This is a genomic window from Streptomyces sp. NK08204 (assembly GCF_020400585.1).
Classification (GTDB): domain Bacteria; phylum Actinomycetota; class Actinomycetes; order Streptomycetales; family Streptomycetaceae; genus Streptomyces.
The window spans coordinates 1-18,954 of record NZ_JAINVF010000018.1; the positions used below are offsets into that span (position 1 = coordinate 1).

General features: G+C 71.5%; 17 protein-coding genes. 8 read left to right on the plus strand and 9 right to left on the minus strand.

The genetic code is table 11. The features are described 5' to 3' along the window. Positions 1-366: 366 nt before the first annotated feature. The 4 genes from proC to K7G59_RS24120 form a co-directional block, all read right to left on the minus strand. Positions 367-1,179 (minus strand): pyrroline-5-carboxylate reductase, encoded by an 813-nt coding sequence (gene proC, locus K7G59_RS24105; protein WP_225837584.1) that lies wholly within the window; start codon positions 1,177-1,179, stop codon positions 367-369. 107 nt (positions 1,180-1,286) lie between these two features. Continuing rightward, a complete protein-coding gene (locus K7G59_RS24110) occupies positions 1,287-1,808 on the minus strand; it encodes an EamA/RhaT family transporter (protein WP_225837587.1) in 522 nt (173 codons plus the stop codon). A gap of 44 nt (positions 1,809-1,852) precedes the next feature. Continuing rightward, a complete protein-coding gene (locus K7G59_RS24115; protein WP_225837775.1) occupies positions 1,853-2,140 on the minus strand; it encodes a peptidase in 288 nt (95 codons plus the stop codon). After that, positions 2,131-2,460: an SH3 domain-containing protein gene (locus K7G59_RS24120; protein WP_374114270.1), complete on the minus strand. Its 330-nt coding sequence runs from the start codon at positions 2,458-2,460 to the stop codon at positions 2,131-2,133. Before K7G59_RS24120 ends, K7G59_RS24115 begins: the two co-directional genes overlap by 10 nt. A gap of 179 nt (positions 2,461-2,639) precedes the next feature. On the opposite strand from K7G59_RS24120, the gene K7G59_RS24125 reads away from it, so the two are divergent. Next, the gene (locus K7G59_RS24125; RefSeq protein WP_225837591.1) at positions 2,640-4,739 is read left to right on the plus strand and encodes a serine/threonine-protein kinase; all 2,100 of its coding nucleotides are present in this window, start codon (positions 2,640-2,642) and stop codon (positions 4,737-4,739) included. A gap of 70 nt (positions 4,740-4,809) precedes the next feature. Here the strand turns inward: K7G59_RS24125 and ilvD are convergent, their stop codons facing one another. The 3 genes from ilvD to K7G59_RS24140 form a co-directional block, all read right to left on the minus strand. Continuing rightward, positions 4,810-6,663 (minus strand): dihydroxy-acid dehydratase, encoded by a 1,854-nt coding sequence (gene ilvD / locus K7G59_RS24130; RefSeq protein WP_225837593.1) that lies wholly within the window; start codon positions 6,661-6,663, stop codon positions 4,810-4,812. A 330-nt stretch (positions 6,664-6,993) separates the two neighbouring features. Continuing rightward, the gene (locus K7G59_RS24135) at positions 6,994-7,821 is read right to left on the minus strand and encodes a sugar phosphate isomerase/epimerase family protein (protein ID WP_374114271.1); all 828 of its coding nucleotides are present in this window, start codon (positions 7,819-7,821) and stop codon (positions 6,994-6,996) included. A gap of 113 nt (positions 7,822-7,934) precedes the next feature. Continuing rightward, positions 7,935-8,867, minus strand: a complete 933-nt coding sequence (locus K7G59_RS24140; protein ID WP_225837597.1) for a Ppx/GppA phosphatase family protein — start codon at positions 8,865-8,867, stop codon at positions 7,935-7,937. 71 nt (positions 8,868-8,938) lie between these two features. Between K7G59_RS24140 and K7G59_RS24145 the strand changes: the two genes are divergently transcribed. Continuing rightward, the gene (locus tag K7G59_RS24145; protein ID WP_225837599.1) at positions 8,939-9,787 is read left to right on the plus strand and encodes a hypothetical protein; all 849 of its coding nucleotides are present in this window, start codon (positions 8,939-8,941) and stop codon (positions 9,785-9,787) included. A 73-nt stretch (positions 9,788-9,860) separates the two neighbouring features. On the opposite strand, the gene K7G59_RS24150 is transcribed toward K7G59_RS24145, so the two are convergent. Further along, positions 9,861-11,552 carry a hypothetical protein gene (locus K7G59_RS24150; RefSeq protein WP_225837601.1) on the minus strand — a complete coding sequence of 564 codons (1,692 nt, stop codon included), beginning with the start codon at positions 11,550-11,552 and terminating at the stop codon, positions 9,861-9,863. A 368-nt stretch (positions 11,553-11,920) separates the two neighbouring features. Between K7G59_RS24150 and radA the strand changes: the two genes are divergently transcribed. Both radA and disA read left to right on the plus strand, forming a co-directional pair. Then, positions 11,921-13,330 (plus strand): DNA repair protein RadA, encoded by a 1,410-nt coding sequence (gene radA / locus K7G59_RS24155; protein WP_225837603.1) that lies wholly within the window; start codon positions 11,921-11,923, stop codon positions 13,328-13,330. A gap of 80 nt (positions 13,331-13,410) precedes the next feature. Continuing rightward, positions 13,411-14,535: a DNA integrity scanning diadenylate cyclase DisA gene (disA, locus tag K7G59_RS24160; RefSeq protein ID WP_225837606.1), complete on the plus strand. Its 1,125-nt coding sequence runs from the start codon at positions 13,411-13,413 to the stop codon at positions 14,533-14,535. Positions 14,536-14,637: 102 nt separating this feature from the next. Here disA and K7G59_RS24165 read toward each other — a convergent pair whose 3' ends face one another. Further along, positions 14,638-15,444, minus strand: a complete 807-nt coding sequence (locus tag K7G59_RS24165; protein ID WP_225837609.1) for a hypothetical protein — start codon at positions 15,442-15,444, stop codon at positions 14,638-14,640. A 262-nt stretch (positions 15,445-15,706) separates the two neighbouring features. Here K7G59_RS24165 and K7G59_RS24170 point away from each other — a divergent pair, with 262 nt between their 5' ends. The 4 genes from K7G59_RS24170 to cseB all read left to right on the plus strand — a co-directional run bounded on the left by K7G59_RS24170 (position 15,707) and on the right by cseB (position 18,948). After that, the gene (locus tag K7G59_RS24170) at positions 15,707-16,612 is read left to right on the plus strand and encodes an A/G-specific adenine glycosylase (protein ID WP_225837611.1); all 906 of its coding nucleotides are present in this window, start codon (positions 15,707-15,709) and stop codon (positions 16,610-16,612) included. Between the two features lie 309 nt (positions 16,613-16,921). Then, on the plus strand, positions 16,922-17,461 hold the full coding sequence (locus tag K7G59_RS24175) for a SigE family RNA polymerase sigma factor (RefSeq protein ID WP_225837614.1): 540 nt from the start codon (positions 16,922-16,924) through the stop codon (positions 17,459-17,461). Continuing rightward, positions 17,449-18,108, plus strand: a complete 660-nt coding sequence (locus K7G59_RS24180; protein WP_225837616.1) for a hypothetical protein — start codon at positions 17,449-17,451, stop codon at positions 18,106-18,108. The genes K7G59_RS24175 and K7G59_RS24180 overlap by 13 nt, the downstream gene beginning before the upstream one ends. 135 nt (positions 18,109-18,243) lie before the next feature. Next, a complete protein-coding gene (cseB, locus tag K7G59_RS24185; RefSeq protein ID WP_225837618.1) occupies positions 18,244-18,948 on the plus strand; it encodes a two-component system response regulator CseB in 705 nt (234 codons plus the stop codon). Positions 18,949-18,954 lie beyond the last annotated feature (6 nt).

Genomic DNA, 18,954 nt, shown 5'->3' on the forward strand with positions numbered 1-18,954 from the left:
TGCTTTCCAGGTTCCCGCTCTCGCGGTTTCCTTTCCGGCGTTTCTGACTCTATCAGACCCTTTCGGGTCTGACTCCCAGTCAGTCGGGCTTGTCCTCGCGGCTGTTGGGCCGTTCTGACGAGTGAGACTTTAGCGGATTCCTCGCTCCCGAGCTAATCGGGGCTGCGTCCTTTCGAACGCGGATTCCTCATTCGCAAATACACGCGCCAAAGAGGTCGACGTTGGAGCGTCGAATCATGGCTGGTACTTGCGGAATGGCTGTCCGGGGACCGACCGGAGTCGGTGCTCACGTCGGACAACTCGGAGAACATTACGCATCCGCATGGGGCGTGTCAACCCCGTCTTGCGGAACGCTCCGGACCCGGCTCAGTCCTTCTTGCCGGAAGCGAGTTCGCGGCTGCGGTCACGGGCGGCCTCGAGGGCGGCGATGAGGGCGGCGCGTACGCCGTGGTTCTCCAGCTCGCGGATGGCGTTGATCGTCGTACCGGCCGGGGAGGTGACGTTCTCCCGGAGCTTGACCGGGTGCTCGCCGCTGTCGCGGAGCATCACGGCCGCGCCGATGGCGGACTGGACGATGAGGTCGTGGGCCTTGTCGCGGGGCAGGCCGAGCAGGATGCCGGCATCGGTCATGGCCTCGACCAGATAGAAGAAGTAGGCGGGGCCGGAGCCGGACAGCGCGGTGCAGGCGTCCTGCTGGCTCTCGGGGACGCGGAGCGTCTTGCCGACGGCGCCGAAGATCTCCTCGGCGTGGGCGACGTGCTCGACGGTGGCGTGGCTTCCGGCGGAGATGACGGACATGGCCTCGTCGACGAGGGCGGGGGTATTCGTCATGACACGGACGACCGGGGTGCCCTCGGCGAGGCGCTCCTCGAAGAAGGAGGTCGGAATGCCGGCGGCGCCGCTGATGACCAGGCGTTCGGCGGGAACGTGCGGTGCGAGCTCGTCCAGGAGGGCACCCATGTCCTGGGGCTTGACCGTGAGGATCAGGGTGTCGGCGGTCTTGGCGGCCTCCGCGTTGCCGACCGGGGTGACTCCGTAGCGGGCGCGGAGTTCTTCGGCGCGTTCGGGGCGGCGTGCGGTGACCAGGAGATCGGCCGGGGCCCAGCCGGCCCGGATCATTCCGCTGAGCAGGGCTTCGCCGATCTTGCCGGTGCCGAGGACTGCGACTTTCTGGCTCATGGGGTCATCCTCGCACCGGCACGGAAGGGTGCGGGGGGATTGTCCGGTGGGCGGACGGGCCGCCAGGTTCCCGGCCTCCCACGGCTCCCGCCGGCTGCTTCCGCGGACTACTGGCGCTTCTTCTTTTTCGCCGGGTTGCCCGTGCGACGGGTGGTGCGGCGTTCGTGTTCCGCGCGGGCCCTCTCGTACTCCTCGCGGTGCAGCTTCTCGCCGGGGGCCTCGGTGAGGGAGCGGACGAAGTAGGCGAGCAGGGAGCCGACGAAGCCGATGGCCAGCAGGCCGCGCAGGGAGGCCTGGCGTGCGGGGTCGTGGCGCTTGCCGAAGCCTTCCCAGGTGTTACGGAAGGCGACCGCGCTGCAGATCGCGAACATCGCGACGACCAGCACGGTCACGAAGGCGCCGGTCTCGGCGATCTGGATGCCCTCGTAGGCGATGCGCAGCACGAAGCACGAGGCGACGGCCAGGACGAGGGAGCCGACGGCCACCGCGGCCCGGCGGGCCGGGTAACCATCGTCGTGGTTCACCCAGGACGTGCCGAAGAAGCGCAGGGCTTCGGGACGGGGGCCTCCGCCCTGGACCGCGCCAGGGGTGCCCGCCGAGGTGCCCGGGGTGCCGGTTTCGTCGCTCACGGGACGATTATGGCTCCGGGCGGGGGGCGGGTCGGGGGGCGGGGTCAACCGCAGCGGGGCGCGATGTAGCCGTCGCTGCCCGCTTGGACGTAGGCGTCGGAGACGTACTGGCCGTTGCTGATGTTGTCCCAGATGTTGGATGTGCCGTACGGGCCCGTGACCGTGGTGCCGGGTGTCTGGCAGTAGGTCGGCACGGAAACGCCCTCGGGCAGGACGTAGACGATGTTGTAACTGGTGCCGGGGCCGCTGCGGACGTTCAGGCGAACGCCCGGGGCCACGGAGTAATAAGGAAGGCTCTGCGTCGACGCGACTGCCGGCGACGTCAGATGCAGCGGGGAGCCACGTAGCCGTCGGTGCCGGTCTGTACGTAGGCGTCGGAGACGTACTGGCCGTTGCTGATGTTGTCCCAGATGTTGGTGGTGCCGTACGGGCCCGTGACCGTGGTGCCCGGTGACTGACAGTAGATATGGACCTGGGCGCCCTCGGGCAGGACGCCGACGATGTTGTAACTGGTGCCGGGGCCGCTGCGGATGTTCAGGCGTACCCCCGGGGCGACCGAGTAGTAGCGCAGAGACTCCGTCTGGACCATAGCGGTCGGTTCCTCCTGCCCGGCGGCAGTGGTCTCCGTCGCTTCGGCGCGTTCCGCAGACATAACAGACTTCCCCCCTCGAACCCATGGCTGCCACGGGCCCTGTCGACTCTCCCGAATCGCGCCTCGGCACACCTGTGCGCGACTCGCACGCGGAGGTTAGCAAGCCGCCTCTGTCTCGTACGAGTCATCGACTAGGCTCCGTGCGTCGCGCACACGGACGAACAGCACGGGGGTGGTCCATGGCGCCACAGCGCAGCACTGGAGCGGGCGCGGAAGCGGAACTTCCCGAGTATGCCGGTCACTACCGTCTGGAGTCCTGTCTTGGGTCCGGCGGCATGGGCGTGGTGCACCTTGCCCGCAGCACCTCCGGGCTGAAGCTCGCGGTGAAGGTCGTACACGCCGAGTTCGCCAGGGATCCCGAGTTCCGGGGCCGTTTCCGGCAGGAAGTGGCCGCCGCCCGCAGGGTCAGCGGTGCCTTCACCGCGCCCGTCGTGGATGCCGACACGGACGGTGAACGGCCGTGGATGGCCACGCTGTTCATTCCCGGTCCGACGCTTTCCGAACAGGTCAAACGGAACGGTCCGATGGCGCCCGAGCAGTTGCGCAGGCTGATGGCCGGACTCGCGGAGGCATTGCGGGACATCCACCGGGTCGGGGTCGTGCACCGGGATCTCAAGCCGAGCAACGTGCTGCTCGCCGAGGACGGCCCGAAGGTCATCGACTTCGGCATCTCCCGCCCGAAGGACAGTGAACTGCGCACGGAGACCGGCAAGTTGATCGGGACGCCGCCGTTCATGGCACCCGAGCAGTTCCGGCGTCCGCGTGAGGTGGGGCCAGCGGCGGACATTTTCGCCCTGGGGTCGGTGATGGTGCACGCGGCGACCGGGCGGGGGCCGTTCGACTCCGACAGTCCGTACATCGTCGCGTACCAGGTAGTCCACGACGAACCGAATCTGACCGGGGTGCCGGAGAGCCTGGTTCCACTGATCCTCGGCTGTCTCGCCAAGGAGCCCGAGGAGCGGCCGACTCCCGACGAGCTGATGCGGGAGCTGCGGTCGGTGGCTGCCTCGTACGACACGCAGGCGTTCATACCGGCACAGCGCAGGCCCGCGGAGCCGGGGTCCGTTGCGCCTGCCGAGAAGGCGGTGCGCCGGCCCGCAAGGCGGGGCAAGAGGCGCGTAGCGGTCCTGGGTGCCGCAGTTGTCGGCCTGTGCCTGCTCGGCGCGCTGGCCTCGGGCCAACTGCTCGGCCAGACCGGGCACGAGCCTGACAAAACCGGGCAGCCGCAGACGGAGTCGGCGGCGTTCAGCACGTGGTCGGTCGACGGGGTCGTCCCGGGCACGGGCACGCCTCAGTGTTCGCACGGGGCGGGAAAGCTGCTCTGCAGCCAGCCGGGAGTGGTCTTCGCCCTCTCCCCCGCGAACGGCGCCCTGCTGTGGCGGCACTCGGTCACCAAGCAGCGCGCCGGTGAACCACCGGTGCTGTCGGCCGGCCTGGTGCAGCCCTACACCAGCGGTGGCTCGCGTCTCGCCGCCCTCGACCCCGCCTCGGGCAACGAGGTCTGGCACCGGCGTCTGGGTACGGACACGACGGTGCGGTACGTCGGCGGCACGGCCCTGCTCGTGCGGTCCGACGGCACTGTCACCGGCGTGGACGCGGCGACCGGCGACACGAAGTGGCAGGGGCGCTTCAAAGGGCAGGGCAGTCCGGTGTTCGTCTCGTTCCCGGCGGACCCGTTGGCCTACGCGGCCCGTACGTCCGACGACGGATCGAGCACGCACGTGACTGCCGTGGATCCGCGTACGGGACATGTGGCCTGGGAGGATCGACTGAAGGGGTCGCTCTCGCCGTTCGGCAGCCAGGACGGCTCACTCTTCCTCCTTGCCACCGACCGGGTCTTCAGGGGCACGACGGGGGTCGTCCGCTATACGCCGGCCTCGAGGGCGACGCACCGCGTCACGCTGCCCGTACCACTCGAGGACGCTCAAGCCACGGTGCGGGGTCATATGGCCTACATTCTGGCGACCGGTGGTTCGCTGGTGGCCGTCGACATGGACGCGGGCCGTCAACTGTGGCACCTGGAAACTGCGGTGAGCCGTGGCTCGGCACCGGTCACCGATGGCAGGAAGGTGTACTTCAGCTCGGGGGACGGCAGGCTCCTCGCCGTCGACGCCCGGTGGGGAAGGCTCGTCGGGCAGACGCAGGCCCGTCTCGGCACCCGCTCGGCCGGCGTCATGGGAGCACCGCCCTTGCCGATCACCGTCGGCACTTACGTCTTCGCCACCGCTCCCGACGGCACCGTCTTCGCCCTCGACGGGCGGAATCCGTCGACCTGGTAGGGCGGGAGCGGCACACGCGGACGGCGAAAAGGGGCCGCCCAGGAGGCGGCCCCTCGACCGGTCATCGGGGTCAGCCCAGCTTGGTCACGTCCCGCACCGCGCCCTTGTCCGCGCTGGTGGCCATCGCCGCGTAGGCGCGGAGGGCGGCGGAGACCTTGCGGTCGCGGTTTCTGGGGGCGTAGACGCCGTTCAGGGCCTGCTCGCGGCGGGTCAGTTCGGCCTCGTCGACCAGCAGCTCGATCGTGCGGTTCGGGATGTCGATGCGGATGCGGTCGCCGTCCTGGACGAGGGCGATCGTGCCGCCGGAGGCCGCCTCGGGGGAGGCGTGGCCGATCGACAGGCCCGACGTACCGCCGGAGAAGCGGCCGTCGGTGATCAGGGCGCAGCTCTTGCCGAGGCCGCGGCCCTTCAGGTACGAGGTCGGGTAGAGCATCTCCTGCATGCCGGGGCCGCCCTTGGGGCCCTCGTAGCGGATGACGACGACGTCGCCGTCCTTGACCTCGTGGGTGAGGATCCGCTGGACGGCCTCCTCCTGGGATTCGCAGACGACGGCCGGGCCCTCGAAGGTCCAGATGGACTCGTCCACGCCGGCCGTCTTCACCACGCAGCCGTCGACCGCGAGGTTGCCCTTCAGGACGGCCAGGCCGCCGTCCTGGGAGTACGCGTGCTCGATGCTGCGGATGCAGCCGTTCTCGGCGTCCTCGTCCAGGGCCTCCCAGCGCTCGGACTGGGAGAAGGCCTCCGCCGAGCGGACGCAGCCCGGTGCCGCGTGCCAGAGTTCGACGGCCTCGGGTGACGGGCTGCCGCCGCGGACGTCCCAGGTCTTCAGCCAGTCGGCCAGGGACGGGCTGTGGACGGCGTGCACGTCCTCGTTGAGCAGGCCCGCGCGGTGCAGTTCGCCGAGCAGGGCGGGGATGCCGCCGGCGCGGTGCACGTCCTCCATGTAGTACGTGCGGTTCTTGGCGACGTTGGGCGCCACCTTCGCCAGACACGGGACTCGGCGGGAGACCGCGTCGATCTGCTCCAGGCCGAACGGGACGCCGGCCTCCTGGGCCGCCGCGAGCAGGTGCAGGATCGTGTTCGTGGAGCCGCCCATCGCGATGTCCAGGGCCATGGCGTTCTCGAAGGCCTGGAAGGTGGCGATGTTCAGCGGGAGGACGGAGTCGTCGTCCTGCTCGTAGTAGCGGCGGGTGAGGTCCATGACCGTGCGGGCCGCGTCGACGTAGAGCTGCTTGCGGGCGGTGTGGGTGGCGAGGACCGAGCCGTTGCCGGGCAGGGAGAGGCCGATCGCCTCGGTCAGGCAGTTCATCGAGTTGGCGGTGAACATGCCGGAACAGCTGCCGCAGGTGGGGCAGGCGTTCTCCTCGATGCGCAGGATGTCCTCGTCCGAGATCTTCTCGTTGACGGCGTCGGAGATCGCGTCGACCAGGTCGAGGGTGCGGACCGTGCCGTCCACGAGGGTGGCCCGGCCGGACTCCATGGGGCCGCCGGAGACGAAGACCGTGGGGATGTTCAGGCGCAGGGCCGCCAGCAGCATGCCCGGAGTGATCTTGTCGCAGTTGGAGATGCATACCAGGGCGTCGGCGCAGTGGGCCTCGACCATGTACTCCACGCTGTCCGCGATCAGGTCGCGGGAGGGGAGGCTGTACAGCATGCCGCCGTGGCCCATGGCGATGCCGTCGTCCACCGCGATCGTGTTGAACTCGCGCGGGATGCCGCCCGCCTCCTTGATCGCCTCGCTGACGATCCGGCCGACCGGCTGGAGGTGGGTGTGGCCCGGCACGAACTCGGTGAAGGAGTTCGCCACCGCGATGACCGGCTTCCGGCCGATGTCCGCACCGGGTACACCGGAGGCGCGCATAAGGGCGCGGGCGCCCGCCATGTTGCGGCCGTGGGTGACTGTGCGGGACCTCAGCTCGGGCATCGTCGCTCGCTCCTTCGAAGACCTACTGCCAGAGAGTTCTGACTGCTTCCGAGAGTACGCCGCCGCTCCAAGGGCTGGACGCGGCTGTCCGGGATACGGGACACCCGTTTCATGGCACCGCCCGGCCCGTCAGGGGTGGCGTCAGGAGTCCGGCAGCACCGGTGCCACCCTGCGGTGATCTGCTCCGGGCCGGCGGAGGCCAGTGGCTCCAGCCTGGGCGCGTGGCGCAGGACCGGGCACGCCTCCGAGCGGCCTCTTCACCGCCGGGCGGGTGTCGGGCGGCTCCCTCCGGGGCGGCCGTCCCTTCTGCTTCTGCGCGAGGCGCCGCCGTTATCGCCGGGGCACCTTCACCGCGGAGGCCAGGTGCTGCCGCGTGTACGCCAGGGCCTCGGCGAGGTCGGCCTCGCGTTCGGCGCTGGACATGGCGCGCCGGGTGTTGACCTCGATGACGACATGGCCGTCGAAGCCGGTCAGCGCGAGCCGTTCCAGCAGCTCCGCGCAGGGCTGGGTGCCGCGGCCGGGGACCATGTGCTCGTCCTTGGCCGAGCCCCGGCCGTCGGCGAGGTGGACGTGGCCGAGCCGGTCGCCCATGCGGTCGATCATCTCCAGGGCGTCGGTGCGGGCCGTCGCCGTGTGGCTGAGGTCGACCGTGAAGTGACGGTAGTCGTCCTTGGTGACGTCCCAGCCGGGGGCGTAGGCGAGCATCTCGCGGTCGCGGTAGCGCCACGGGTACATGTTTTCGACGGCGAACCGTACGTCCGTCTCGTTCGCCATCCGCCAGATGCCGCTGACGAAGTCGCGCGCGTACTGCCGCTGCCAGCGGAAGGGCGGGTGCACGACGACCGTGTCGGCTCCCAGCCTCTCCGCCGCCGCGCGGGCCCGCTGGAGCTTGACCCAGGGGTCGGTGGACCAGACCCGCTGGGTGATCAGCAGGCAGGGGGCGTGCACGGCGAGGATCGGGATGCCGTGGTAGTCGGACAGCCTGCGCAGTGCGTCGATGTCCTGGCTGACCGGGTCGGTCCACACCATGACCTCGACACCGTCGTACCCGAGGCGGGCGGCGATCTCGAAGGCCGTCGCCGTCGACTCGGGGTAGACGGATGCTGTGGACAGCGCGACGGATACGGCAGCGTCCCTTGGTTCAGCCACGTCCGTCACCTTACGGGGTCGAGCGGCTCGGGGGCCGGGTGCTTGTTCGCCGTTGTGACGTTCGCCATCCGCGGGTGCGGGGCCCCCGCCGTTGCTCGCGCGCCGCGCCCCTTTTCACGGGGTCACGCGCCGTCCATGTGGTCAAGGCGCCGGAGAATCACGCCTTCCCTCAAGGCCCACGGGCAGATCTCCAGGCTCTCCACGCCGAACAGGTCCATCGCGCCCTCTGCCACCAGGGCACCGGCCAGGAGCTGGCCCGCTCGGCCCTCGGAGACTCCGGGGAGTTCCGCGCGCTGGGCCGTGGTCATCCCGGCGAGGCGGGGGACCCAGGCCTCCAGGGACTCGTGCTTGAGTTCGCGCTGGACATAGAGGCCGTCGGCGCTGCGGGCGGCGCCCGCGATGCGGGCCAGCTGTTTGAAGGTCTTGGAGGTGGCCACCACGTGGTCGGGGGTGCCGCGGCGGCTGAATTCGCCGACGGTTCTGGCGATCTCGGCGCGGACGTGGCGGCGCAGGGCGCGTACGTCGTCGGGGGTGGGCGGATCGCCCGGGAGCCAGCCGGCGGTGAGGCGGCCCGCGCCGAGCGGGAGGGAGACGGCGGCGTCCGGCTCCTCGTCCATGCCGTAGGCGATCTCCAGGGAGCCGCCGCCGATGTCGAGGACCAGCAGCCTTCCGGCGGACCAGCCGAACCAGCGGCGGACGGCGAGGAAGGTGAGGCGGGCCTCCTCCTCGCCGGAGAGGACCTGGAGGCGGACGCCGGTCTCCTCGGCCACGCGCGTGAGGACCTCGTCGGCGTTGCCGGCCTCGCGGACGGCGGAGGTGGCGAACGGCAGGAGGTCCTCGACGCCCTTGTCCTCGGCGGCCTGGAGCGCGTCCCGTACGACGGCGATCAGCTTGTCGACGCCGTCGGTGCCGATGTGGCCGGCGTCGTCGAGCAGCTGGGCGAGCCGCAGATCGGCCTTGTGCGAATGGGCGGGCAGCGGGCGGGCTCCGGGGTGGGCGTCCACCACCAGCAGATGCACCGTGTTCGAACCCACGTCCAGGACACCGAGTCTCATATAGGGAACGCTACTGCCAGATCGCCGGTCATCGGTCCCCGGAGCGGTCCCGGGCCACTTACCCTGGACGCGTGCCAAAGACGAAAAAGGCGAAGGCCGACAAATCCTCCAAGGCCAAGGAGTCGAAGGATTCTTCGCAGGTGAAGGCGTCCAAGAAGGCCCGGAAGGCGAGCGACGAGAAGGGGCTCGACTTCGCGCGGGCGTGGGTGGAGTTTCCGGACCCGGCGGACGACGAACAGGTCTTCCGGTGCGATCTGACATGGCTCACCTCTCGCTGGAACTGCATCTTCGGCAGCGGCTGCCAGGGCATCCAGGCGGGCCGCGCGGACGACGGCTGCTGCTCGCTGGGCGCGCACTTCTCCGACGAGGACGACGAGAAGCGGGTCGCCGGGCACGTGGCACGGCTCACCCCGGAGATCTGGCAGCACCACGCCGAGGGCACGCGCGGCGGCTGGGTCTCCGAGGACGACGAGGGGTCCCGGCAGACGCGACCCTTCCAGGGGTCGTGCATCTTCCAGAACCGGCCCGGGTTCGCCGGCGGCGCGGGCTGCTCGCTGCACATCCTCGCCCTGAAGGAGGGCCGGGAGCCGCTGGAGACCAAGCCGGACGTGTGCTGGCAGCTGCCGATCCGGCGGACGTACGACTGGATCGACCGGCCGGACGACACGCGTGTGCTCCAGGTGTCCATCGGGGAGTACGACCGCCGGGGCTGGGGACCGGGCGGCCATGACCTGCACTGGTGGTGCACGTCGGCCACGTCGGCGCACGGCGCGGGCGAGCCGGTGTACGTCTCCTACCGGGCCGAGCTGACGGAGCTGATGGGCAAGGCCGGCTACGACCGTCTGGTCGAGCTGTGCGAAGCGCGGCTGGCGTCGCAGCTGCCGATGGTTGCACCGCACCCGGCTGATCCGGCGCCCTAGCACCGGCCGGCCGGTTCTTCCCCGTCCGCCCACCCGTCCCGGCCCTCTGGAAGGGCAAGCCCGAAGTCACCCCCTAGCTGCCCGACGGGCCCGGGGTCTCGCTGTCGGCCGGCGAGGCGGTCGGGGACGGAGTCGGGGAGTCTGACGGAGCCGGGTCGGTGGGGCCGGTGCTCGGGTCGGCCGGAGTCGGGGACTGGCTGGTGGGCGGATCGCTGGGGCTGGACGGCGGGGGTGTCGGGTCGGGGCTGGAGGTCGCGGGCGGCGGGGTCGTGGGGCGGCCGGCGGGGGCGGTGCCGTAGCCGTCGATGGAGACGACGGCGCCGGCGGGTGCGATCGCCACCTGGGCGTGCCAGTGACCGGAGGGCTCGCGCAGGTGGTCGACGTACACCTTGATCGTCGTCGTCTCGCCGGGTCGCAGGGTGCCCGAGGAGTGGCTGAGGTAGAGCCAGCCCGCCGTGGTGGACGCGGACCAGCGGACCGGTGAGGGGCCCGAGGCGGTGAGGGTGATCAGCGTGGTGTCGCCCTCGTTCCCGGCGCTGACCGCAAGGTGTCCGGCGCCCTTCCTGTCGGCTCCGGCGACGCCGATGACCTCTACGGAGACGTCGGCCTTGCCGTCTCTGCCGAGGCGGGGGCCAGGCTTCACGCGCGCGTTGCCGGCGTTCTCGTAGCCGCCGGGCGAGCCGCCGCCGAGCTTCTCCGGGCCGCGCGCCTCGGGCGCGGTGGCGGTGCGGCCGTCGTCCTCCCCGGCCGATGAGCCCCGGTACGCGGCCCACAGGGCGAGCACGGGTGCGGCGACGACGGTGGCGACGACGGTCGTGGTGACGGCACGCGCGCGCAGACGGTCGCGGCGGGCCGCGCGGTCCTTGGGGTCCATCGGGAAACCGCGCCGGTCGTAGCGGGGGACGGCCGCGCCCCGCGCGCGCGGGGCGTGCCCGAGCGCGACGTGCAGGGCCGCGCGGGGCGCTTCCAGGACGGGCAGTTCTGCGGGGGTGACCGTGGCCCCGGGCCAGCGGCCGGGGGCGGCGCGCTCGGCGGTGCGGCGGCAGCGCGGACAGTCGTCGACGTGCCGGACGAGTTCGCGGCGCAGGGTGGTGCTGAGGACGAGCCGGCTGTCGCCGGTGAGGTGCGCCACGCTCGGACAGCCGCCGGCCTCGACCACGGCGAGGGCCGCGCGGGTCCGTTCGACCTCGCAGGCGGCGGAGGCGAGCAGTTCGCGGGCGGCGGCGTCGTCCATGCCGAGAACGGCGGCGACCTCGTGGGCGGCGAGGTGGTGGCGCACGGCGAGTTCCAGTGCCTCGCGCTGCTCGGGGCTGGTGCCGGCCGCCTCCGGCCAGGCGAGCAGGGCGAGTTCGCGTCGCCGCTGGTCCTGCGCCTCCGGGTCGACGGACGGTTCGGGCGCCTGCTGCGCGGCTGCGGGACGGCCCGCCGCGTGGGTGGCCTGACGTCTCTGCCTGAGCTCGGCCAGCTTGCGCAGGCACGCCCAGCGGGTCAGCGCGTACAGCCAGGCCCTGCGGTCGGCGGCGGCCTGTGGCACGCGCTGCCCGCGCCGCTCGGCCAGCGCGAGGGCGTCCCCGAGGGCGGCGGTGGCCGCGTCGTGGTCGCACAGCACCGACAGACAGTAGGTGAACAGACCGTCCAGGTACGGCTCGTAGCGGGCCGGCGGGTGACGGGCGATGGTGCGCGCGGCGGCGCGGTCGCGCGCCTCACGGTGTGCCCGGTGCGTGCCGGTGGTGCGGGTCGTGGTCCGGGGGCTGCTGCTGGTCACCCGTGCGACCGTAGGCGGCGGCGGAGTACCGCTTCTGGCACCTTGAGCACTTTTAATCCGTACGGGTGAAACGAGCCCTCATAAGGGGACACGGGCGCCGGAATCCATGGCTCGATACCACCGGGTGGTGGCCGGTTCGGGCGCCCCGAGGGTCGGTGGGACGAGGAGCGGCCGGGACGTGGTCCGCCGGTCCGCGCCGTGGCGCAGTTCCTCCCGGCCGAAGCGCCGGTCGCAGGGTCCGCCGCGTGGGAAAGGCGCACTGCCCCGGTCCGGCCCCGCCGGGGCCCCGCTCGGGCCTCCGGTCCGTGGTCCGCCCGCGCGGCCCGAACCGGAGGGGCGCTGTCAGTGGGCTCCGCTACGGTTTCCGCATGGCTGCCCGTACCAAGACCACCAAGGACCGACCGTCCTACCGCTGCACGGAGTGCGGCTGGCAGACGGCCAAATGGCTCGGGCGGTGTCCCGAGTGCCAGGCCTGGGGCACGGTCGAGGAGTACGGCGCACCCGCGGTGCGGACGACGGCGCCCGGCCGCGTGACGACGTCCGCGCTGCCCATCGGCCAGGTCGACGGCCGCCAGGCCACCGCCCGCTCCACCGGCGTGCACGAACTGGACCGGGTGCTCGGCGGGGGGCTGGTGCCCGGCGCGGTCGTGCTGATCGCGGGCGAGCCCGGCGTCGGCAAGTCCACCCTGCTGCTGGACGTGGCGGCCAAGGCGGCGAGCGCGGAGCACCCCACCCTGTATGTGACCGGTGAGGAGTCGGCGAGCCAGGTCCGGCTCCGCGCCGACCGCATCGGCGCCCTGCACGACCATCTCTATCTGGCCGCGGAGACCGATCTGGCCGCCGTCCTCGGCCACTTGGACGAGGTCAAGCCGTCCCTGCTGATCCTCGACTCGGTGCAGACGGTGGCCTCCCCGGAGATCGACGGTGCGCCCGGCGGCATGGCCCAGGTGAGGGAGGTGGCCGGGGCGCTCATCCGCGCGTCCAAGGAGCGCGGGATGTCCACGCTCCTTGTGGGCCATGTCACGAAGGACGGCGCGATCGCGGGCCCCCGCCTCCTGGAGCACCTGGTGGACGTCGTCCTGCACTTCGAGGGCGACCGGCACGCGCGGCTGCGTCTGGTGCGGGGCGTGAAGAACCGCTACGGCGCCACGGACGAGGTCGGCTGCTTCGAGCTGCACGACGAGGGCATCACGGGCCTCGCGGACCCGAGCGGGCTCTTCCTGACCCGGCGTGACGAGCCGGTCCCGGGCACCTGCCTGACGGTCACCCTGGAGGGCCGCCGCCCGCTGGTGGCGGAGGTGCAGGCGCTGACCGTGGACTCCCAGATCCCCTCCCCGCGCCGTACCACCTCGGGCCTGGAGACCTCCCGGGTGTCGATGATGCTGGCGGTGCTGGAGCAGCGCGGCCGGATCAGCGCGCTCGGCAAGCGGGACATCTACTCGGCGACGGTGGGCGGCGTGAAGCTGTCGGAACCGGCCGCCGACCTGGCGATCGCCCTCGCCCTCGCCTCGGCGGCCAGCGACACCCCCCTGCCCAAGAACCTGGTGGCCATCGGCGAGGTCGGTCTCGCGGGCGAGGTGAGACGGGTCACGGGCGTGCAGCGCAGGCTCGCCGAGGCACACCGGCTGGGATTCACGCACGCGCTGGTGCCGGGCGATCCGGGCAAGGTCCCGCCCGGGATGAAGGTCATGGAAGTCGCCGACATGGGGGACGCGCTCAGGGTCCTGCCGCGCTCCCGTCGCCGAGAGGCCCCGCGGGAGCCGGAGGACCGCCGGTAGACTTTGCCCTGGTCTCGCCCGTCCGTACGAACCGCGTGCGGGTGCGGGAGCGCGTCAGAACCTGCGACCGGAGGAGTGCAGTGGCAGCCAACGACCGGGCAGCAGCTCCCGGAAAGTCCGGTGGGAGTGCCGGTTCCGATGGCCTGATGCGCGCCTCGCTGAGCGCCGTGGCTCCTGGTACGCCGCTGCGTGACGGCCTGGAGCGGGTCCTGCGCGGCAACACCGGCGGGCTGATCGTCCTCGGCTCCGACAAGACGGTCGAGGCGATGTGCACGGGCGGTTTCGTCCTGGACGTCGAGTTCACCGCCACCCGGCTGCGGGAGCTGTGCAAGCTGGACGGCGGCATAGTGCTGTCGTCGGACCTGTCGAAGATCCTGCGCGCGGGCGTGCAGCTGGTCCCGGACCCGACGATTCCCACGGAGGAGACGGGCACACGGCACCGCACGGCGGACCGGGTCTCCAAGCAGGTCGGCTTCCCGGTGGTCTCCGTCTCCCAGTCGATGCGGCTGATCGCGCTGTACGTCGACGGCCAGCGGCGCGTGCTGGAGGACTCCGCGGCGATCCTGTCCCGCGCGAACCAGGCGCTGGCCACCCTGGAGCGGTACAAGCTGCGCCTCGACGAGGTCGCGGGCACGCTGTCCGCGCTGGAGATCGAGGACCTGGTCACGGTCCGGGACGTCTCCGCGGTGGCCCAGCGGCTGGAGATGGTCCGACGCATCGCCACCGAAATCGCCGAATACGTGGTCGAATTGGGCACGGACGGCCGTCTTCTGGCGCTCCAGCTGGAGGAGTTGATCGCCGGCGTGGAGCCCGACCGCGAACTGGTGGTGCGGGACTACGTCCCCGAGCCCACGGCGAAGCGCTCCCGTACGGTCGAGGAGGCGCTGTCCGAGCTGGACGCGCTCAGCCATGCCGAACTGCTGGAGATGGGCACGGTGGCGCGTGCGCTGGGCTACACCGCCTCCCCCGAGACGCTCGACTCGGCGCTCTCCCCGCGCGGCTTCCGCCTTCTGGCCAAGGTTCCGCGCCTCCCGGGCGCGATCATCGACCGCCTGGTGGAGCACTTCGGCGGCCTCCAGAAGCTGCTCGCCGCCAGCGTGGACGACCTGCAGGCGGTGGACGGCGTGGGCGAGGCCCGGGCGAGGAGCGTGCGCGAAGGCCTGTCCCGGCTGGCCGAGTCGTCGATCCTGGAGCGGTACGTCTGACCCGCGGCGCTTCGGTTCGCCGTCACCGCGGGCCCTAGGAAGCCGCTAGCTCGGCTCCCCGCACCCCTGCCAACTCCGCGTCGGCCGAAGGCCCTTTGTCCGCTAGTCCGCCGACAGCACGAACGACGCCTGGGCCTTCGTGAACCCCGGCGTCTTCGCCTCCAGCAGATACGTCGTCCCCGTCTTCGCCGCACCCCCGGACGGCGTCGCACAATGCGGAGCGCTCGGCTTGCGGTCCCACGTCACGGTGTAGGTGATGCCCTTGCCCGCCGGCACCCGGAACACCAGGCTTCCGGGCCCCTTCGGGCAGTCGGCCGACGACCAGAACACGTCGTCACCCGCCGGGGTGATCGTCAACACCGCGTTCCTGGGCCCGAGATCGACCTTGCAGTCGGCGGACGACGCGTTCTTCGCGGTGAGTTGGAACGTCGGTGTCTGGTCCGGCGAGTAGGAGTTGTGCAGGCTGCGCAGCCCCAATGTGACCGCTCCGGCGGTGCAGTCGGGCAGTGTGGTGGATGCGGGCAGGGCGTCGCCCGTACCGACGCTGCCGCCGCCGGAGCCGGAGCCGCCGTCCGAGGCGCCGTCGGAGCCACCCGAGCCGGTGTCGCCGGAACCGGCGCCGGAGTCGGAGCCGTCACCCGCGCCGGACCCACCGGAGTGGCCCGACTCGTCGCGCCCGCCGGGGTGTTGACTGATGGCGGGCCCGGAGGCGGACGGGCCCGGGGTGATCGTGGGTGCCGGGTTCTTGCCATTGGAACCGCCGGCGTTCTTCTTGCCGCTCCCGCCGCCGGACGTGACGATCCAGGTGGTCAGCAGCGCCAACACGACGACCACCGACAGCATGAGGGCCCTCCTTCGCCAGTAGATGGAGGAGGGAAGCGGCCCGACCGGATTGCGCAGAGATCCCACGGCGCAAACTGTACGAGAGATCGGCGCGCTGTCTTGCCCCACCCGCCGCGCGAACTCCAACTTTTCCGGATCATCATCCCGGCAACTGTCGCCAGAGCCAGGCGCCTTCACCCATCGTCACGAGCGGTGAGCATTCAGTCGCCGCATCCTGAGCGTCACACCGCACACCACCGCGCCACCACATCGCCACGCCGCCAAGCCGCCGCGCCGCCGCGCCGCCACCGGCCCGGGCCCGGCCGAGTCGTGGCAGGATCGGAAGGCCATGACTGAGAAGCTCCACGCCCCCGTGATCGCCTGGTTCGACGCCCACGCCCGCGACCTCCCCTGGCGCCGCCCGGAGGCGGGCCCGTGGGGGGTGATGGTCAGCGAGTTCATGCTCCAGCAGACCCCGGTCAACCGAGTCCTGCCCGTCTACGAGCAGTGGCTGTCCCGCTGGCCGCGCCCCGCCGACCTCGCGAAGGAGGCCCCCGGCGAGGCGATCCGCGCCTGGGGCCGGCTCGGCTATCCGCGCCGCGCGCTGCGCCTGCACGGTGCCGCGGCGGCCATAACGGAACGGCATGGCGGGGACGTACCGACGGACCACGCACAGCTGCTGGCGCTGCCCGGCATCGGCGAGTACACGGCCGCCGCGGTGGCCTCGTTCGCCTACGGGCAGCGGCACCCGGTGCTGGACACGAACGTCCGCCGGGTCTTCGCACGGGCGGTGACCGGGGTGCAGTACCCGCCGAACGCGACCACGGCCGCCGAGCGCAGGCTCGCCCGCGAGCTGCTGCCGCAGGACGCGGGGACGGCCGCCCGCTGGGCCGCGGCCTCCATGGAGCTGGGCGCGCTGGTGTGCACGGCGAAGAACGAGGAGTGTTCGCGGTGCCCGATCGCCGCGCAGTGCGCCTGGCGACTGGCCGGCAAACCGGAGCACGAGGGGCCGCCACGCCGGGGGCAGACGTACGCCGGTACCGACCGTCAGGTGCGCGGCAAGCTGCTCGCCGTACTGCGGGAGGCGCACGCGCCGGTGCCTCAAGCGGTACTGGACCGGGTCTGGCACGAGCCGGTCCAGCGTGCCCGCGCGCTCGACGGACTGGTGACGGACGGTCTGGTGGAGCCGCTGCCGGGCAGACGCTACCGACTGCCGCTGAGCGGACCGGATCTGACCCGACCTGACTTGACCTGACCGGCCCACCCGGCTCACCCGGCTGACTGACACACCGCCAAGTCATGGCGCACACACCCTTGTTACGGAACGGCTCTGGCCACCCCTGGCCAACAAACCATGACATAAAGGGGCATACACCTCGGCCCCCTTACCCAGAACCTACTTCCGTTACACAACCGACGGACAGCCGATTGCCAGCCGCAGGCTGCCCCGGACAACGCCGTGACAACAGCTCCGTAGCTTCTTCCCCGTGCCCGGCGGACCACCGGCACAGCAGCAGGACTTCAGGCATGAGCCGGAGAACACGGGGAACGGAGGCGGCTGATCATGACGCAGGGCGAGGTGCTCGAGTTCGAGGAATACGTCCGCACCCGGCAGGACGCGCTGCTGCGCAGCGCGCGGCGACTGGTCCCGGACCCCGTCGACGCCCAGGACCTGCTGCAGACCGCGCTCGTGCGGACGTACGGCCGTTGGGAGGGCATCGCCGACAAGCGGCTCGCCGACGCCTACCTGCGCCGGGTCATGATCAACACGCGGACCGAGTGGTGGCGGGCCCGCAAGCTCGAGGAGGTCCCGACCGAGCAGTTGCCCGACGCGTCGGTCGCCGACTCCACCGAGCAGCACGCCGACCGCGCGCTCCTCATGGACATCATGAAAGTGCTGGCTCCGAAGCAGCGCAGCGTCGTGGTGCTGCGACACTGGGAGCAGATGTCCACAGAGGAGACCGCCGCCGCCCTCGGCATGTCGGCCGGTACGGTCAAGAGCACGCTGCACCGGGCGCTCGCCCGGCTCCGCGAGGAGCTGGAGGCCCGCGACCTGGACGCACGCGCGCTGGAGCGTGAGGAGCGGGAGCGTTGCGCGGCCTGACCGGGGCCGGGCCCAGCCGGGCCCGAAGCAGTTCTCAGGCGGTGATCGCGGCGACGGCCGTGTTCGCCGCCCTCGCCCTTTTCGCCGCCGCGTGCGGCACCGGCGGCACCGGCGCCCGGGACGAGGGCCCGGCGCACGCCTCGGCGGTGGCGGGCGCCGTCGCCTCACCGTCGCCGAGCCCCACCGAGACCTACCGGCACGTGGACGCCGTGGCGCTGCTGAGGCGGGATCCGGCGGTCTCCACGGCGGTCAAACGCGAGCTGAAGCCGTGCAGCGGCGAGGACGAGTACCCGGTGCAGGTGACCTACGGCGACCTGACCGGCGGACCGGTGAACGACGTCCTCGTCAACGTCCTGAGCTGCAGCGACCAGGTCGGCATCGGCGCGTACGTCTACCGGGACGAGAACGGCACGTACACCAACGTGTTCGAGAGCGAGGAGTCCCCGGTCTTCGCGGAGATAGACGGGGCCGAGCTGACCGTGACCATGCAGGTGTACGCCACCGACGACCAGATGTCGAACCCGTCCACCGAGAACGTGATCACCTACGACTGGAGTGCGCGAGCGGGGCACTTCGTCCAGAGGCACGCCCACCGCACCGACTACAGCAAGGCCGGTCTGAGCACGGTCCCCGCGCCGGACAACTGACGGACGACCGGCACCACCGGCCACGAGCACACACCGCTCCTCGGCACGCACCGACCACGAGCACAGACCGACCACCAGCACACACCGAGCACGAGCCACGCCGGCCACCGGCACATGAGGACTGAGAGCACCCGGATGGCAGACCAGACCCACGTCCTGTTCGTCGAGGACGACGACGTCATCCGCGAGGCCACCCAGCTCGCCCTGGAGCGGGTCGGCTTCGCGGTGACCGCCATGCCCGACGGGCTGTCCGGCCTGGAAGCGTTCCGGGCCCACCGCCCCGACATCGCACTGCTGGACGTCATGGTGCCGGGCCTCGACGGGGTCAGCCTGTGCCGTCGTATCCGCGACGAGTCCACCGTGCCGGTGATCATGCTCTCCGCGCGCGCCGACTCCATCGACGTGGTGCTCGGCCTCGAGGCGGGCGCCGACGACTATGTGACCAAGCCGTTCGACGGTGCCGTCCTGGTCGCCCGGATCCGTGCGGTGCTGCGCCGCTTCGGACACGCGGGCGGGTCCGCCGCTCAGGAAGAGTCCGGTACGTCGGTGAACGGCGGCAGGCTCACCTTCGGCGACCTGGAGGTCGACACCGAGGGCATGGAGGTGCGCCGCGCCGGGCAGCCGGTCGCGCTCACCCCGACCGAGATGCGGCTGCTGCTGGAGTTCTCCTCCGCGCCGGGCACCGTGCTCTCCCGCGACAAGCTGCTGGAGCGCGTGTGGGACTACGGCTGGGGCGGGGACACCCGGGTCGTCGACGTCCATGTGCAGCGGCTGCGGCAGAAGATCGGCCAGGACCGGATCGAGACGGTCCGCGGCTTCGGCTACAAGCTGAAGGCCTGAACGGGG